Annotated in this window: 16 protein-coding genes; 6 read left to right on the top strand and 10 right to left on the bottom strand. The window is 57.6% G+C overall.

From position 1 onward, the window contains the following. Entirely contained in the window at positions 1–663 is a 663-nt protein-coding gene (locus D4A39_RS10960; RefSeq protein WP_119918107.1) for an alpha/beta hydrolase, read from the top strand. Here D4A39_RS10960 and D4A39_RS10955 read toward each other — a convergent pair. From D4A39_RS10955 to coxB, 9 genes are all read right to left on the bottom strand, one after another. Further along, positions 638–2,065 carry a hypothetical protein gene (locus tag D4A39_RS10955; protein WP_147393909.1) on the bottom strand — a complete coding sequence of 476 codons (1,428 nt, stop codon included), beginning with the start codon at positions 2,063–2,065 and terminating at the stop codon, positions 638–640. The two genes, D4A39_RS10960 and D4A39_RS10955, sit on opposite strands and share 26 nt — an antisense overlap. Next, positions 2,062–3,201 carry a hypothetical protein gene (locus D4A39_RS10950; RefSeq protein ID WP_147393908.1) on the bottom strand — a complete coding sequence of 380 codons (1,140 nt, stop codon included), beginning with the start codon at positions 3,199–3,201 and terminating at the stop codon, positions 2,062–2,064. The genes D4A39_RS10955 and D4A39_RS10950 overlap by 4 nt, the downstream gene beginning before the upstream one ends. Continuing rightward, on the bottom strand, positions 3,198–5,186 hold the full coding sequence (locus D4A39_RS10945) for a caspase family protein (protein ID WP_119918104.1): 1,989 nt from the start codon (positions 5,184–5,186) through the stop codon (positions 3,198–3,200). Before D4A39_RS10945 ends, D4A39_RS10950 begins: the two co-directional genes overlap by 4 nt. After that, a complete protein-coding gene (locus D4A39_RS10940; RefSeq protein ID WP_102790799.1) occupies positions 5,186–6,325 on the bottom strand; it encodes an OmpP1/FadL family transporter in 1,140 nt (379 codons plus the stop codon). Before D4A39_RS10940 ends, D4A39_RS10945 begins: the two co-directional genes overlap by 1 nt. 54 nt (positions 6,326–6,379) lie before the next feature. Continuing rightward, positions 6,380–6,970, bottom strand: a complete 591-nt coding sequence (locus D4A39_RS10935; protein ID WP_119918103.1) for a hypothetical protein — start codon at positions 6,968–6,970, stop codon at positions 6,380–6,382. Positions 6,971–7,193: 223 nt separating this feature from the next. After that, a complete protein-coding gene (locus D4A39_RS10930; RefSeq protein WP_022986894.1) occupies positions 7,194–8,072 on the bottom strand; it encodes a cytochrome c oxidase subunit 3 in 879 nt (292 codons plus the stop codon). A 28-nt stretch (positions 8,073–8,100) separates the two neighbouring features. Next, positions 8,101–8,679, bottom strand: coding sequence for a cytochrome c oxidase assembly protein (locus tag D4A39_RS10925; protein WP_102790797.1), 579 nt, complete (start codon positions 8,677–8,679; stop codon positions 8,101–8,103). A gap of 21 nt (positions 8,680–8,700) precedes the next feature. Beyond that, entirely contained in the window at positions 8,701–10,308 is a 1,608-nt protein-coding gene (gene ctaD / locus D4A39_RS10920) for a cytochrome c oxidase subunit I (RefSeq protein ID WP_022986892.1), read from the bottom strand. A 14-nt stretch (positions 10,309–10,322) separates the two neighbouring features. Next, complete coding sequence (gene coxB / locus D4A39_RS10915; protein WP_022986891.1) at positions 10,323–11,531, bottom strand: cytochrome c oxidase subunit II; 1,209 nt, start codon at positions 11,529–11,531, stop codon at positions 10,323–10,325. A gap of 388 nt (positions 11,532–11,919) precedes the next feature. On the opposite strand from coxB, the gene D4A39_RS10910 reads away from it, so the two are divergent. After that, positions 11,920–12,246 carry a DUF1820 family protein gene (locus tag D4A39_RS10910; protein WP_022986890.1) on the top strand — a complete coding sequence of 109 codons (327 nt, stop codon included), beginning with the start codon at positions 11,920–11,922 and terminating at the stop codon, positions 12,244–12,246. A 327-nt stretch (positions 12,247–12,573) separates the two neighbouring features. Here the strand turns inward: D4A39_RS10910 and D4A39_RS10905 are convergent, their stop codons facing one another. Beyond that, the gene (locus D4A39_RS10905) at positions 12,574–12,870 is read right to left on the bottom strand and encodes a twin transmembrane helix small protein (RefSeq protein WP_022986888.1); all 297 of its coding nucleotides are present in this window, start codon (positions 12,868–12,870) and stop codon (positions 12,574–12,576) included. Positions 12,871–13,021: 151 nt separating this feature from the next. On the opposite strand from D4A39_RS10905, the gene D4A39_RS10900 reads away from it, so the two are divergent. The 4 genes from D4A39_RS10900 to cyoE are packed head-to-tail and all read left to right on the top strand — an operon-like array spanning position 13,022 to position 16,404. After that, a complete protein-coding gene (locus tag D4A39_RS10900; RefSeq protein ID WP_233552467.1) occupies positions 13,022–13,783 on the top strand; it encodes an SURF1 family protein in 762 nt (253 codons plus the stop codon). 26 nt (positions 13,784–13,809) lie between these two features. Continuing rightward, positions 13,810–14,424 carry an SCO family protein gene (locus D4A39_RS10895; RefSeq protein ID WP_022986886.1) on the top strand — a complete coding sequence of 205 codons (615 nt, stop codon included), beginning with the start codon at positions 13,810–13,812 and terminating at the stop codon, positions 14,422–14,424. Positions 14,425–14,437: 13 nt separating this feature from the next. Then, positions 14,438–15,496, top strand: a complete 1,059-nt coding sequence (locus D4A39_RS10890) for a COX15/CtaA family protein (protein WP_022986885.1) — start codon at positions 14,438–14,440, stop codon at positions 15,494–15,496. Then, positions 15,493–16,404, top strand: coding sequence for a heme o synthase (gene cyoE / locus D4A39_RS10885; protein ID WP_022986884.1), 912 nt, complete (start codon positions 15,493–15,495; stop codon positions 16,402–16,404). Before D4A39_RS10890 ends, cyoE begins: the two co-directional genes overlap by 4 nt. Positions 16,405–16,457: the final 53 nt, after the last annotated feature.

Below are 16,457 nucleotides of genomic sequence, written 5' to 3'. Positions count from 1 at the left end.
ATGACCGCACGACTCAACTGCATCGAAATCGAACCGACCCAGCCTGCCGTGGCCAGTGTTATCTGGCTGCACGGCCTGGGCGCCAGTGGCCACGACTTCGAGCCCATCGTGCCAGAGCTGCAGCTACCTGAAGATCTGCCTGTGCGGTTTCTCTTCCCTCATGCTCCCAACATCCCGGTCACCGTCAACGGCGGCATGGTGATGCCCGCCTGGTACGATATTCTCGCCATGGACATCGACCGCAAGGTGGATGAAAACGGAGTACTCGCTTCAGCTGACGCCGTGGACGCCCTGATCGCGCGGGAAATCGAACGGGGCATTGCCAGCAATCGCATTGTTATCGCCGGCTTTTCCCAGGGCGGCGCGGTGGCTTATCAGTGTGCGCTACGCCACCCGAGCCCCTTGGCAGGGCTACTCACCCTCTCCACTTATATGGCCATGCCGGTCACGCCCAGCGAAGCCAATCGCCAACTGCCAGTCATGGTCAGCCACGGCAGCATGGACCCGGTGGTCCCGGAACAGCTCGGCCGGCGCGCCGTCGCAAGCCTGCAAGACATGGGCCTTGAGCCGGAATATCACCACTACCCCATGGAACATATGGTGTGTCTGGAGCAAATTCGGGATATTGGCCAATGGCTTAACCGCCAGCTCCGCCGGAAGTAATCGACGACCACCGCCCCGCGACCGGTGCGCCAATCACTTCGGGGATCACCCCTGCAAACGCCGGCATGGTTTGTCCTGCCAGAGCGCCAATGTAAGTCGGGTCCGCGACCAGCCAGGCACTCCGCCCCACAGTCTGGCGGTCACCCTCACCGGGCATATCGACGGCAACGGCAACATGCCCTGGATAGAGCAGCCCCACTGCGTTGACCTTGAGCAGCAGGCGTAACGCCTGTACCAGAAAGATCGATCGGTCTTCACAATCCGCCGCCGGATGGAACAGTAACTCGTCCGGCAGTTGATAGTACTCCCGACCAAACTGCTCCTGATCCGTTTCATAGGGCAGCCCGAACTGGACCAACCGCATCAGCGCATTCAGCTTGTCCAGCGGCCGGGTATAGCGTCCCTCCAGCCTCGCCCACGAAGCACGCAATGATTGCGCCACGTGCTCACTCAGGGGGGCGGCAAAATAGAATGCCAGATCCACCGTCGGGTGCCCTTGATAATAGCGAACCAGCTCACGATCAAACTCGAGGGACAACAGCTCATCGCCATGGCGCAACTGCCTTTCCTGTAGATCGGGAACGGTGACCGGATGGCGATAGAACGCAAAGTCCACGGGCTGTGAATCGCTGACCTGACCGTGGATCGATAATGACTCACCAGCCGAAATCACATCCGCCAGGTCGTAGTAGGCCAGCCCGTCAACCGGGTAGTAGGCCAACCCGTACACTGGCTGGGCGGTTCGGGCCAGCAACACCACTTTGCTCTGTCTATAGCCCAGGCGCACATCCCAACCCAGCTCAGACAACAAGAACCATTGCCGCACGGTTGCCTGCATCCCATCGGTACTGTGCCCGCTCTCACTGATGGCCTGCACCAATTTCCACAACCCCCAGTCCCCTAACGCCAACCCCTGGCGCTGTTCACGCAACCAACGGACGGTGTCCTGATACCGGGTGGCAGTCAATCGTTCGTAGCCACGCACTAATCCTTTAGGGGAGTCGTAGTCAGAAACCCTTGCCCATTCCCATTCAGGAGCAAGAAGAGAGTGACCAAGAAACACCAGCGCCTTTCCTTGCTGCGGCAATAACGGCACAGGATCTGTGATCACCTCTGGCATGTCGTCCGCGAGAGGCACCGCCAGAGGCTTCTTCCCACCGTCTTTCACCGGAGGGCTAAACGGTTTGGGGAACGGGTCGCGCACCTGTCCCGGTTCGGCCGTTACGGCCGTCCAGTCTTCGGAAAGCATGTTGCGAAACAGCTGTTGCCGTCGCGTCATTTGATCCTGAAAGGCCCGCTGTTGGGCAGCTTTCCATTGCGAAAAACTGTCGCCCCCAGCGCTTGATGCCACACTGGCATCGATCAGGCCCACAAGCAGTAACATCCCCAACCATGCTTTCACCGTACCGTCCCCATCTTTGGCAAGGTTGTTACCATCGTGGACGCCACCCTGGGGTTAACCTGCTTCAACAGCCCCAGCAGAATGGGCAACTGGTAACTGTCTTCCCCTTCGACCAGCCCCTGCCCCAAACGCAATTGATGTAGGGTTGAAGGAGGAAGCGGCTCGTCCGATAGCACCGCCAGATAGAGATCCCGCGTCGCTTTGCCTGTTTCGGCCAGGGCCGCTTCAAAGGTAAGCTCCTCTTGCGGAACGACCTCTGCCTTGTTTGCCGTCACCAGTCCATTGGCAGACAAGACCGACACCCGGCCGTCCGCATAAAGATTGAACAGGGACAGATAACCGCTTTGGGTACTGTCTACCCGCAGTGCAAAGGCATCCCCTTCCAGCAGCTGGTCGACACTGGCACTGGCCCCGGTCTTTTTGATCAGCGACAACAGCAGTGTCTGGCTGCCGGTAAAATGAATCGCCTGAAGAATATCCTGCGGGGCAAGACGAACCTGGTGTTCTCCGGCAGACAGATACCAGCCGCCATGCAACCGTTTGAGGGCGACCCACACCGTCATGGCGTCTTCTTCGCCCTTGCCTGTCAGCCCCGCCCGCAATTCATTCACCAACTGCGATTCCAGCAAATACGGGTTTCCGTCCAGCACCACCGGCTGGCCGTGAAACGTCTCATTCAGGGTGGCGGTCAATCGCTGCACCGCACTCCGGCTATCGAACTCGAATACTGCGTGCCACCGATCGCCCTTCACTGAATGGTGCGAGCAAACCTGCACAGCACTGTCGATGCGCAAGGTGGTTTCCAGTGTGGCGGTCGACAGAAAAGACGCGCTGGCGTCCTCACCCGCCATGTGCGTGCTGGACACACTCCGGCCGGTCACCCGAACCTGAATACGCTCGGCAATATCGCGCAGCGCCTCGACCTTGGCTTGCTGAAAATTCTCCCCTTCTCCATAGCCCCGGATCCTGAACGCCGCTTCGGTCGTGCCACTCAATGCGTTCAGCTTGCCGGCACAGGGGTCCACTTCCCGCACAGGCGTCGATTGGCCAAACCAGGCCACGGCCTGGCCGCTGGTCAATAACAGGGCCGTAAACACCATCATTGTGACCATTGAGGATAACGAGAACGGCTTCATGGCTGTTCCCCCGAATAGACCGCCAGCAGTCTGTCCTTGTTGCCCACCAGTTGCGGTGTCTGGTCGCTGGGCTTACGGGTTTCGAGAATATGATCTGCCACATTCCAACCCAGATACTGGTGCAGCTCTCCACTGGTGATACGGTTATCGCCATCATCATCGGCAGCACCACGAAGGCCTTTCAGAAAGAAGTAAGTGAACAGACTGTGGCGCCCTTCGTTGAACCAATAGCTGACCTGATTGGGCGAGGTACTGGTAAAGATGGACGCCTCGCTCATGCTGGCCGGGGTGATGCTTCCGGCACTGCGGAGCAAGGCCGGGCTGATATCCTTCTGCAGCAAACCGTCGTTACTGGCGCCGGAAAAGCAGGCATCAAGTACCACCGTGACATTATTACTGGGCAGGGCCGCAAGGCTGTCGTAAAAGTCCTCCAGGGCATAGCCTTCATACGGGAGATCCCGCAAGGTGGTATCCACCGGCACCAGGTAGGCCTTGCCATCCTCGTCCAGTGAGGGCGCCCCATGCCCGGAATAATAGACAAACACCGGTGGGTTCTCCCTGCGCCGGGCGTTTAGCTCAACCCTGCGATACAGCAAACCGTCACGGAAGCCGCGTTCGCGGGTACCAAACAGGCGACGAAAATCCCGGGTAGTCATGTCTTGCTGGAGCTTCACCCCCTCTTCGGGGTAACCCATTGCCTGCACAACATGGTCCGATATCACTCGGGCATCCTGATGAGCAAACCGCACCGCATCGAGATGACGGTAACGCCCATTGCCAATTACCACCCCCACCGCCAGGGATTCGCTACGCAGCCCTTGAGGTATCGCAAGACTGACATTTTCAATCTCACTGGCGCCCAGGGGTGGGGAGTTGGCCAGCAGCTCCCCACCAGATGAATACGCACCAGCAGGTACCATGAGCGCCAGTGATGTATCCTGTTCCGACGTCGCTTGTGCCTCACGCACCGTCAACCCGATCTCGAGCCCATCACCGGGGGCTCGACTGGTGTAAAGGCCAAATTCGACCGGCAGGCTCTCACCGGGGGAAATCGCCGCGATACGACGATGCCGGTCAGCGTCATCGCGCAGGATGGCATCACTTTGCAGGTTCAGTGTCAGGTCCACGTCTCGGGCAGCGCCTCTCCCTGCATTCACCAGCTCGTAGCCGATAATCAGCAGGTTACCTTCACCACGGCGAATGGATGGCGAGCGAACCAGAATCCGGGCGGGTTGATAGGCACGGGCAACAGACTCCAGAACCGATTCGGGTGCCTCAAAGCCATCACTGTCTTTTGCCGTCAGACGAAGCGACAGGGTACCGCCCGACAGACGTTTTCCCGCCTGGTACGCAATGGCTCGCACCACACTGTCGCCAGCACCGACAGTGCCCAGCGGGATCTGCGACGGCAGCGACAAATCGCTATCACTGCGGCGAATTGTCAGCACCACATTATCTGCTGCAGAGCCCCCGTGATTAGTCAGCGTCACCAGCAGTTTTCCGTTTTCGCCACCGTCAACAATGCGATCATTTCCTGCGTCCAGCAGCTCGACCGCTACCCGCAGAGCAGGCGGGTTGATGAACTTGTCCCGCTTCTGCTGTTGCGAGCGGGCGGCGATTTGTGCCGCTTCCTGCTTGGCCAGCAAGGCGTTCATTCTTTGTGCCGGGAAATACGGTTCTGATCGTGAGGCACTTTCGATTTTCCTGCGCGCCATCCCCCTGGGTGTCTCATACCACTCATAACGGACTTCACCGGGAAACGTGATTCGGCCATCCCCGTCACGCTCGACGATGGCCTTGCGATACCACTCAATGGCTTCCTCAAAGGCCCCGCGTGACTCAGCCTGATAGCCACGTTGATAAAAACCCAACGCCTCGGATGCCCCAGACCAACCAGACTGGGCAAACAACACCAACAGAAAGCCAATCAGGTATCGGTACACGGCCACGCGGCCCTGCAGGCCAGCCCCCATCGCGATAATCATCAGAAGGCTCGGGAAATCGACAGGCTATGTAACGTCTCATCCTGGTCCTGAACCGCTGCATAGTCCGATTTCAGGATAGTCCGTTGCTCCATGGCGTAATCCACAATCCAGTCCCCCAGATACACGCCCAGCCCTGCTGTCACCGCCTCTACGCCCGAGGAATAAGGACGAAAACGGTCATTGCTACCGTCAAGCAGGGGCGCCGCATCCCCTTCCGCTTCAGAGTCATACCCCCCGGCACGAATAAAGAAAGATTGGTTGGACGGTGTGATGAACTGGAACTCCGCACCGTAGGCAATGCGCTCATGATCCACCGCAATGCGGTTGTCGGAGCGTTCGATGCCGTCCTGTCCCAGATACAACACCTTGCTGTAGGCGATATCATCAAACTGCACTGAACCGGTCGCCGACATCCCCCACCCCGCACCGAGATCAAACGGCCGCTTCACCGCCAATCCCAGACTCAGGACTTGCGGACGGTTTGGCAGATCCTCGAACTCTCCCAGCAACGCGTCCACATCCGTACCCGATCGCCAGGTTGCCCCGGCACGCAACTCGGTCTTTCGCGCCGCATCCATTTTCCACTTTCCCAGCACCCCAAGGGTGTAGCCAAAACCGGTTTCATCGTTTTCATCACAGCTTTCGCAATCGGAATCCGTGCTCTGACTAATCATGTCGATACTGCCACCGACTGCCACATGATCATTCAGATCCACGCCGAAACCGAACTTCAGCTCACTGTATTCGGTGCGGATACGGGTAATATCGCCCTTGTCATCCTTCCCGTAGGAATGAAAGTCATAGGGACGAAAGTAAGCCATACCGAATCCCTTTCCACTGAAACCGAGATACTTCAACTCGCTTTCCGTGTCATAGAGGGCAATGTCTGATCCGCTCGCTGATCCCACATCTTCGCTGCCAACCACAACGGTGCCGTAGTCCAGAGTGACATCCATCCCCGAGAGAAATCCCAGCCCCCCCGGGTTGTACCAGACCGTACTGCTGTCTTCGGCCACCGCGGTGAATGCCCCGCCCATTGCCATGGCCCGGGCCCCCGGCGCGGTATAGAACTCCTCCATTGCCAGCCCCTGCTGCGCGAGCAATAACGTCCCCAAGGTAGTCAATGCCATCTTGTACATGCTGCACCTGCCTTCTCTCAGTGGATGATCCCGTTGGTTCTTGCGTTGTCGTGGTCAGAGGCTCGCGCCATCCCGGTTACGGGCGGCATCCAGACGTTGGCGAGCCTGAGAAGACAGAAATTGCTGATAGAGGACATTCTCATCACGTGCATCCAGTGTTGCCCCCTGCGCAGACACAAGACTGTCAAACAGCGCTCTGCTGCGATCGCCATTCAGAACCCACATGGTGCACAGCTGGGTGTCACCTTCGATCTTGCCGAAGGCCACCGCATCAAGGATGGCGCCATCCAGGCTTTGTTCGGTCAGCTGCTCAGAAACCGCTGTGAAATCGGAGCCCTCAGCGGCACGGCCGCTGCCCGTACCAGTACGGTTCGCCATGGTTTCAACCAGGCTATCCACCGCAACGGAAATCTGCTGGGCCAGCTCCAACCGTGCGTTGGCAGAGGAAGCCTGCTTGCTGATATTCATGTTGCCGTTGAATGCCGTGCAGTCTGTGCCGACAAACTGTGCGTCATTCGGCGGGTTCAATACCCAGTCAGGTAGCGTGATGTCATCAGGAACCGGTGTGACATCAACGTTCTTGTTGGCACAGCCTGTCACCAGAACGGCGCAAAACAGGGCAGAGAGAGAGAATGGGGTCTTCATGATCGCTCCAGCAGAAACCTGGTCGGTGACCGTCACCTGACCTCTTGTTTCAGTAAGAGGGACCGAACACCGGTTCTGAACACGCAATCGCGAAAAACAGTTAGCCGGTATTGGTATGAAGATTGAAGCGACCCCGGCCGGGACATGGTGAATCAGCGAAACAAAAGCCCACAAAAAAACCCGCCGAAGCGGGTTTTTTGCGTGAAGCCTGTCGTACCAGAAATTACAACCAGTAGACCGTCACGAACAGGAACAGCCATACCACGTCCACAAAGTGCCAGTACCAGGCACCCGCTTCCCAGGCAAAGCAATTATCTTCACTGAAATGCCCCTTGAGTACGCGGATCAGGGTGATGAACAGGAAGATGGTGCCAATGGTCACGTGGGCACCGTGGAAACCGGTCAGCAGGAAAAACAGGCTGCCGTAGATACCAGCGTCCAGAGTCAGGCCCATGTCATAGGCGTGAACGTATTCCAGCGCCTGCAGGCCCAGGAAGATCACCCCCAGGACAACCGTGGCCGCCTGGAACAGAATCAGGGTACCGCGCTTGCCTTCCAGCAGAGCGTGGTGGGCGATAGTCAGGGTGACAGAGGACACTAACAGGATCGCCGTATTGATGGCGGGCAGGCCCCAGGCACCCATCGGGGTGGTGGTAGTGCCGTCCGGGGTTTCCGTCAGCGGCCACATGGCCTGGAAGTTCGGCCACAGCAGTTCGTGGGTCATGGCGCCGGAACCTTCACCGGACAACCACGGGATGATCAGCCAACGGGTGTAGAACATGGCGCCAAAGAAGGCGGCAAAGAACATCACCTCGGAGAAGATGAACCACAGCATGCCCTGACGGTAGGAACCGCCCAGCTGATTGCTGTGCAGACCACCAACAGATTCCTTGATGGTATCGCGCCACCACAGGGCCAGAACCACCAGCAGCCAGGCCAGGCCCAGGAAGAACAGGGGCTTGCCACTAAAGCTCGGCGCCATATCTGCCATGGTGCTTTGCTGGATGAAATGTGCGCCGCCCACCGCGGTCATGCACAGACCGATGGACGCAGTCAGCGGCCAGGGGCTGCTTTCCGGTACGTAATACTTGTCAGTAGCCATCAAAATTCTCCTCTACAACCGGCTGTTATCAGTTCACAGCCACGCTGTTGTTTTTACCGGCGACCCGCTCTGTCACGTCGAAGATCGTGTACGACAGAGTGAATTGATTGATGTGACGCGGAATTTCAGGGTCCAGATAGAAGATCATGGGCATGTCCTTGCGCTCGCCTGCCGCCAGAGTCTGCTGATCGAAGCAGAAGCACTGGGTCTTGTGCAGGTACCGCGCAGCCTCCCCCGGGGTTACCGACGGGATGCTCTGGGTCACCATGTCCGAGCCTGTGGGGTTAGTGGCGTAAAAATGCACCAGGGTGATTTCACCCGGGTGGACTTTTACCCGTTTGGTCTCAGAGGTGAACTCACCGCTGATGCCATCCCCTCTCTGGGTAATGAACTCCACTGTCACGGTACGATCAGCTACCACCTTTTCCGGGGCTTGCGTAGCTGCCGTACTGGATGTCTTTCCGTTCAGTCCGGTGATGTCACAGATCACGTTATAAAAAGGCACCATGAGAAAGGCAAAGCCAAACATGGCCACCGCCCAGATCACCAGCTTTTTCAGCGTACGCTTGTTGCGTTCTTCCACGCTGAGAGGCTGATTGTCGCTCATAGTGCCCTCGTTCCGTGTCCGTTACTTGATAACCGGCGGAGTGTCGAAAGTGTGGAACGGCGCCGGCGACGGCACTTCCCATTCCAGACCTTCTGCACCTTCCCAAGGCTTGGCCGGGGCCGGCTCACCCTTCTTCATGGCACAACGAATGGCCACGATCAGGAAGATCACCTGGGACAGACCGAACCAGAAACCACCGATGGAAATCCAGAAGTTGTAGTCCGCAAACTGCAGCGCGTAGTCAGCGTAGCGACGCGGCATACCGGCCAGACCCACAAAGTGCATCGGGAAGAACAGCAGGTTGGCGGAAATCAGGGAGTTCCAGAAATGCAGCTCACCCAGCAGCTTGCTCGGCATCACACCAGACCACTTGGGCAACCAGTAGTAGGCCGCAGCAAAGATGGAGAAGATGGCACCGGTCACCAGTACATAGTGGAAGTGAGCCACGACGAAGTAGGTATCGTGATACTGGAAGTCCACCGGCGTGATCGCCAGCATCAGACCAGAGAGGCCACCACAGGTGAACAGGATCACGAACGCGATCGCCCACTTCATCGGCAGTTCAAAGGTCAGGGAACCGCGCCACATGGTGGCGACCCAGTTGAACACCTTCACACCGGTGGGTACGGAGATCAGCATGGTCATGTACATGAAGAACAGGGTACCGGCCAGCGGCATGCCCACGGTGAACATGTGGTGAGCCCATACCACGAAGGACAGCAGTGCAATGGACGCGGTCGCGTACACCATGGAGGCGTAACCGAACAGCGGCTTGCGGGCAAAGGCCGGAATGATCGCTGACACGATGCCGAAGCTCGGCAGGATCATGATGTACACCTCAGGGTGCCCGAAGAACCAGAACACGTGCTGGAACAGTACCGGGTCACCACCACCAGCAGCATCAAAGAAGCTGGTGCCGAAGTGACGGTCTGTCAGCATCATGGTCACCGCACCGGCCAATACCGGGATAACGGCAATCAGCAGGAAGGCGGTAATCAGCCAGGTCCACACGAACAGCGGCATCTTCATCAGGGTCATGCCCGGGGCACGCATGTTGAAGACAGTTACTACCACGTTGATCGCACCCATGATGGAGGAGATACCCATCATGTGAACGGACAGAATGAACAGGTCGGTAGATGCCGGACCGTACTTGGTCGACAGCGGCGCGTAGAAAGTCCAGCCGAAGTTCGGCGCGCTGGGGTTACCGGCACCAAAGGCGCTCATCAGCACGGCGAAGATCAGGATGCCAAAGGCGAACGGCAAGATCCAGAAGGACCAGTTGTTCATCCGCGGCAGCGCCATATCCGGCGCACCGATCATCAGCGGGATCATCCAGTTGGCCAGGCCAACCGTGGCGGGCATTACCGCACCAAACACCATGACCAGACCGTGCACGGTGGTCATCTGGTTGAAGAATTCCGGATCCACGAACTGCATGCCAGGCTCGAGAAGCTCGGCACGAATAACCATGGCCATGAAACCGCCAACCAGGAACATGGCAAAGCTGAACCACAGGTACAGGGTACCGATATCTTTGTGGTTGGTGCTGAATAGCCAGCGTTTCAGGCCGGTCGGGGCGTGGTGATGATCGTGATGATCATCATGGGTTGCAGCTGCAGTAGACATTGCTATCCCCTCCCTTATTCGTGGTCGTTAACATCGGCGGGCTGAATCAGATCGCCGGTGTCGTTGCCGAAAGCGTTACGCTCGTAGGTAACTACCGCCGCTATCTGGCGCGGAGTCAGCTGAGCCTTGAATGCGGGCATGGCAGCACGGCCATTTACCAGCACATCGATATGTTCGTTCAGATATTCGCTCTTGGTGGCGAAATCCGTGCCCGCGAACGGCAGACCAATCCCGCCTTCACCGTTGGCACCGTGACACAGGGCACAGGCAGAGGCGTAAACCTGCTCACCTTCTTCCATGGCCTGGTCAAGACCGGAGAACGGCGTCAGGTCAGGGCCGGATGCGGCTTTTTCTTTCTCTTCGGCAATCCAGTCACGGAATTCCGCCTGGGTCACCACTTCCACGGCAATTGGCATGAAGGCGTGGTTCTTGCCACACAATTCAGCACACTGACCGTAGTAGGTGCCTTCCTTGCCTTCCGGCACCAATGCCCAGGTTTCGTTGACGAAGCCGGGGATTGCATCTTTCTTGCCACCGAAGTCCGGCACCCAGAAGGAGTGGATCACGTCGTCAGAAGTCACCAGGAAACGTACTTTCTGACCAGAGGGGATGACCAGCTTATTGTCTACTTCCAGCTGATAGTTGTGGTCCTTCTCGGGAGCTTCCTGACCGACCCGATCCTTGGCCGTGCCATAGGGGAACAGGCCACCGGCGAGAACCGGGTTGTTGTACTGTTCCGGCGGGGTCGCCAGGTTGGAGAAGAAGGACACACCAATATCGTTGTCGTCTTCGTAAGTCAGGTACTCATAGCTCCACTTCCAGCGGTAGCCGGTCACCTTCACCGTCAGCTCGGATTCTGCTGTGTCATCCAGTTTGACCAGCACGCGTGTGGCCGGTACCGCCATGGCGATCAGAATCACGAAGGGAATCACGGTCCACAGGACTTCCAGGAGCACATGCTCGTGAAACGTGGCGGGATTGGGGTTCTTGGCGCGGCGATGGCGGATCATGGAGAACACGATCAGGCCGAACACCAGCAGACCGATAACGGTCACGATCCAGAGAACGGTGGTATGAAGGTCTTGAATTTCCTGGCTGACCGCGGTGACACCGGGTCGCAGATCAAGATTGGAACGTTCGGTCCAGTCGCTGGCGAAGGTCATGCCACTGATCATCAGTGACGTAAGACCGACCGCCGCGCGGTGGAACAGAGTTGACTGCATGCGTTTGCTCCCTGTTTTCCCCAGCGTTGCCTCTTATGGGCACGCTTGTTCTTTGCCGTCACCGGCACCTGGAAAGCGAAGTTTCAGGATTGATACAGCGAGACCCGCCCCACACCAGTCTCCGGACAGCAACAACCAAGGGGGTGGTCGTTTATTGCTATCGCACAGAGCACAAACGTCAGTGAAATCAAAGAGCTAGTACCCAGCCACCCTGATCACACCGACTTGCCATGGGTGCGGCAAAATGTCCCATTGCATTTATGGGCGCCAACTGTAGTCATTCAGGTTATTAAAGTCCAGCCAAATGGTAGGGATTTCAGGCATATGCGCGGTCACTCCCTGTGCTAGACTCCGCGGCCATTTTCCATTAGCGGGTGAGCAGACGATCATGTCGGAAGAGCGGCAAGTGTATCGGGTGATATTCCATAACAACGGCGAAGTTATGGAGGTTTATGCCTCACAGATATATCAAAGTGAGCTGTATGGCTTTATCGAAGTGGAAGCGTTCATGTTCGGGGAGCGTTCAGGCGTCGTTGTGGACCCCGCCCAGGAAAAACTGCAAAGCCTGTTCGCCGATGTGACCCGTTCCTTTATTCCCCTGCATGCCGTGATTCGCATTGATGAAGTGAACACGCCAGGAACAGGAAAGATTACTGACAGCAAGGCCTCAAACATCACCCCTTTTCCCTACCCCCCTGCACCGACAAAAAAATAGGGCGCCGATTGACTCGTACGCCCGAGGGTTGCCTGATATTTCTTGGAGGAGAAAACGTATCGCTTTCAGGTAATAAGAACACGGTTACGGCAACAAGTTCCCCGGCAAGACAAAATTCTTTTGCCGGGAAGTTTTTACGGGCAGCGTCCCTGCCGACTCCGGGTTCGCTACCACTGGGCCTTGCTCCGCACGGGCCACGAGCCGAATAAACACCATCAGAATCAAACGCATCACGAACATGACTGGGCTCCCCAGCTACTGGATTCCATGTTTTTGAGCCTGTTCACCGCGGCGGGTTCACAGCCAAATCCGCTTTTTACGGGGCTTTTACGGTTGCTCGCCAGGAGCCTGGCCAACAGGAGAGGTTGGCGACGGCGCAGCAGACGACTCGATAGGCTGCCCATAGCGAAGCGTCGGATTAACATCGTGTGGTGCAATCCAGCCCATCACCATGCTCAGCAGGATAAACAGGAAAATCACCACCGAAAATCCCACCCGCCACGCCAACGCACGCATGGTCTTGCCGGATTTGCTGTCACCCTGCACCAGCCCCATCAGGGCTCGTCCCAGGGAAAACACCGCCGCCAGCAGCAGTACGATTACAATCAGCTTTACCCACCACATGGAATGACTTGCTCCTTGGGGAACGACACACCTGTACTCCTGTGTCGTCCTATGTAGAATGTGCCGCCATTGTACTGACCGGTCGCGGTGCTGCCCACTAAATATGGTGTAGTCAGCGACATCACTGGCCCTGACTACGGAGCCTCTGATCATGGCAAGCCATCGCAACGGTTCACGCTGGATGACCCTGATTGCCTTCACGTCACTGTTCATGGTGGTCGGGGTATGCTTGCGCCTGAGCTGGTGGCAACTGGAACGGGCGGAAGAAAAACGCATCTGGTTGGCGCAACAGGCAGAACGATCTGCAATGACGCCGGCGAGCCTCGACGCGCTGTTGAACGATGCCAGCCCTCTCCACCGATCTGCCCGCCTTGAGGGCGTGGTAGATAATGCACATCCGGTATTACTGGATAACCGCACCTTAAACGGCATAGCGGGATACCACCTGCTAAGCCCGATGCAGACCCACTCCGGGCTGTGGGTGCTGATTAACCGGGGCTGGTTACCCAGAGGAGCCAGCCGACAAGTTCTGCCAGACATTCCCTCTGTCGAGGGCAGCCTGGTGGTTACAGGTACGGTCTACCACACCTCTGGCTCCCCCTTTGTCCTGCAGGAGGAGGAATTGCCGGACAATCAGTGGCCATTACGGGTGCAAAAAGTGGATTTTGGCGCCATTGGCGAAAAACTTGGGGTAGAATTGGCGCCCTTTGAAATCCGGGTCACCCCGGAATTGGCGCTGGGCGGCCTGACACCCCTGCCCCGCCACTGGCAAGACGTCACGCCGATGGGCCCCGAACGGCACAAGGCGTATGCCTTGCAGTGGCTCTGCCTGGCCATCGCGGCGCTGGTGATTTTCCTGTTTGCCGCCAGCCGGGCACAACGCAAGCGCCTCACTCAGCAACAGGGCCGTTAAACGCGACCCGGGAAGCAGATCAGACCATGTCACCAAAAACGAAGAACATCGTTACCCTGGTTGCCATCATCAGCCCCTTTATCCTGTTTGCCCTGGCGGGCCGCTACTTGATCGACTTGCGCGAGATGCCAAGGACCAACAAAGGTCAGCTGCTAATTCCCCATATCGATATCGCCGACCTGCAAGTGCGTGATGACCAGGGCAACGACTACACCGGCGATGACATGACCGGTCTGTGGACCATCCTTTACGTCGCAGACGCGAATTGTGATACCCGCTGCAAGAACGCGCTCTATTATCAGGTTCGTCAGGTCAGGCTGACGCTGGGTGAGGATATTGACCGGGTTCGCCGGGTTATCCTGCACACCGCACCAGCGCAGGAAAGCCTGAGCCAATTTATGAATGACAATGTGGAAGGCATGATCTCTGTGCATGCCTCCCCGGACACCGTACGGCAAGCGCTAGCGCCGGTGTATGCACCGGCCGAAAGCCAACCGGTGGGCGATGTCTTTCTGGTCAGCCCGGACGGCCAGATCTTCATGCGTTACCCCACGCACGAGAACATGGATGCCACCCTGGAAGAGGCGGAGAACATCCGCGTCGATCTCAAACGCACCCTCAAAGGGTCCCTGATCGGTTAATTAGGCTGCAGGTATGCAAACACCGACTTCTTCACAGCGCTGGCTGCGCGGCTTCTGCGTTCTCGCGGTCATTCTGGCCGCGGGCGTAATCACCCTTGGCGCCTGGACCCGGCTGGCAGATGCCGGCCTTGGTTGCCCTGACTGGCCAGGCTGTTACGGCCACCTGGACGTACGTAAGGCCATCGACCACGTCAACACCACCAATGAAGCAGTGCCAGGCAGCCTCCGCGAAGCCCACAAAACGGTACCCGAGATGGTACACCGTTACTTCGCCTCGACCCTGGGACTCATCATCATCATCATTGCGGTGCTCTCCTTCATAAACCGCAAGCGGGAAAAACAACCGCTCAAGCTGCCCCTGTTCCTGGTCGCCCTGGTGATTTTCCAGGGTATTCTGGGCATGTGGACCGTCACCATGGGGCTACAGCCCACCATTGTGATGTTGCACCTGCTGGGAGGCTTTACCACCTTTACCCTGCTGGTGCTGCTGACCGCAAGGGTATTCCGCTGGCCAAACTTCCTGAACGATTGCGATGTGCGGATGCTCAAACCGCTGGCCTCCATCACACTGGCCGCCGTCATTCTGCAAATTGCCTTGGGTGGCTGGACTGCCAGCAACTATGCCGCTGTGGCCTGTACCGAACTGCCGGTGTGCGAAGCAGGCTGGCAAGAGCGTCTGGACTTCGAGGAAGCCTTTATCTTCTGGGGCCATGAGCATGATCAACCGGATTTTGAATACGGCGTCCTCGATAATCACGCGCGTACCACCATTCACGTCATGCACCGCTTTGGCGCTTTACTGGTGACCCTGCTGGTACTGGCGCTGGTTGCCAAAATCCTGCTGCGCGCCCGCAGCACCTTCTTCCGTAACTTCGCCCTGACCATCCTGTCCTTGCTGGTCGTACAGCTCGCCCTCGGCATCAGTAATGTGGTGTTTGCGGTCCCTCTGGACGTGGCCGTTGCCCATAATTTTGTAGCCGTTATTCTGCTGGCATCACTGGTGCTGTTTATCCGCGCCATCAATGTGAAATGCGGCATACGCAATCCGCGACAGGGAGAAGCAAAATCATGAGTGATACCACAACCTGGCGCGACTACCTTGCCCTCACCAAGCCGGGCGTGGTGATGCTGTTGATGGTCACCGCCGTGGCAGGCATGTTCCTGGCGACCGATCCCCCGGGGATGGTGCCGCTGGATATTTTTATTCCGTCCTTTATTGGTCTCACGCTGGCCATGATGTCTTCTGCGGCCATCAACCAGATCATGGACCAGAAAATCGATGCGATCATGACTCGCACCGAAAAGCGGCCTCTGGTCGCCGGCAAGCTCAGTCCGAAAGCCGCCATTACTTTTGCCGTTCTGCTGGCGGCGGCGTCCATGGTCATGTTGTATTTCCTGGTCAATCCACTGACCGCCTGGCTGACCCTGTTTGGTTTCGTCGGTTATGCGTTCATTTACACCTTGTATCTGAAACGGGCGACCCCGCAGAACATCGTGATCGGCGGTATTGCCGGCGCCATCCCGCCGCTGCTGGGTTGGGCTGCCGTGACTGGCGACGTTCACCCCTATGCCTGGCTGCTGGTGCTGATCATCTTCGTGTGGACCCCTCCCCACTTCTGGGCGCTGGCCATCCACCGCAAGGACGAGTACGCCAAGGCAGACATCCCCATGTTGCCTGTCACCCACGGCATCCCCTTTACCCGGGAATCCGTTCTGTACTACACCATCCTGCTGTTCATCTGCACCTTGCTGCCCTACCTGACCGGCATGAGTGACCTGATCTACCTGCTTGCCGCGCTGATTCTGGGCCTGGTATTCCTTTACCACGCTGTGCGGCTGCGCTTTTCAGATGACCCGAAACTTCCCATGAAGACGTTCGGCTATTCCATCACCTACCTCTTTGCCCTGTTCACGGCTCTGCTGGTGGATCATTACCTTCCCGTAAAGCCCACTGACGTGGCCATCTGGCTGGGGGCGTAAAAACCAATTGGTAATGGATAATTGATAACTGCCGCGAGCCAGGTTTGAGGTTT

The organism is Alcanivorax profundi, from assembly GCF_003597125.1.
Lineage (GTDB): Bacteria > Pseudomonadota > Gammaproteobacteria > Pseudomonadales > Alcanivoracaceae > Alcanivorax > Alcanivorax profundi.
This window is presented reverse-complemented; position numbering and strand designations above follow the sequence as displayed.

Coding starts and splice junctions, on each gene's coding strand:
- D4A39_RS10960 (WP_119918107.1), top strand. CDS start 1: ATGACCGCACGACTCAACTGCATCGAAATCGAACCGACCCAGCCTGCC.
- D4A39_RS10900 (WP_233552467.1), top strand. CDS start 13,022: ATGGCAAGCCATCGCAACGGTTCACGCTGGATGACCCTGATTGCCTTC.
- ctaD (WP_022986892.1), bottom strand. CDS start 10,308: ATGTCTACTGCAGCTGCAACCCATGATGATCATCACGATCATCACCAC.
- D4A39_RS10895 (WP_022986886.1), top strand. CDS start 13,810: ATGTCACCAAAAACGAAGAACATCGTTACCCTGGTTGCCATCATCAGC.
- D4A39_RS10930 (WP_022986894.1), bottom strand. CDS start 8,072: ATGGCTACTGACAAGTATTACGTACCGGAAAGCAGCCCCTGGCCGCTG.
- D4A39_RS10945 (WP_119918104.1), bottom strand. CDS start 5,186: ATGATTATCGCGATGGGGGCTGGCCTGCAGGGCCGCGTGGCCGTGTAC.
- D4A39_RS10910 (WP_022986890.1), top strand. CDS start 11,920: ATGTCGGAAGAGCGGCAAGTGTATCGGGTGATATTCCATAACAACGGC.
- D4A39_RS10925 (WP_102790797.1), bottom strand. CDS start 8,679: ATGAGCGACAATCAGCCTCTCAGCGTGGAAGAACGCAACAAGCGTACG.
- D4A39_RS10950 (WP_147393908.1), bottom strand. CDS start 3,201: ATGAAGCCGTTCTCGTTATCCTCAATGGTCACAATGATGGTGTTTACG.
- cyoE (WP_022986884.1), top strand. CDS start 15,493: ATGAGTGATACCACAACCTGGCGCGACTACCTTGCCCTCACCAAGCCG.
- D4A39_RS10905 (WP_022986888.1), bottom strand. CDS start 12,870: ATGTGGTGGGTAAAGCTGATTGTAATCGTACTGCTGCTGGCGGCGGTG.
- D4A39_RS10935 (WP_119918103.1), bottom strand. CDS start 6,970: ATGAAGACCCCATTCTCTCTCTCTGCCCTGTTTTGCGCCGTTCTGGTG.
- D4A39_RS10940 (WP_102790799.1), bottom strand. CDS start 6,325: ATGTACAAGATGGCATTGACTACCTTGGGGACGTTATTGCTCGCGCAG.
- D4A39_RS10890 (WP_022986885.1), top strand. CDS start 14,438: ATGCAAACACCGACTTCTTCACAGCGCTGGCTGCGCGGCTTCTGCGTT.
- coxB (WP_022986891.1), bottom strand. CDS start 11,531: ATGCAGTCAACTCTGTTCCACCGCGCGGCGGTCGGTCTTACGTCACTG.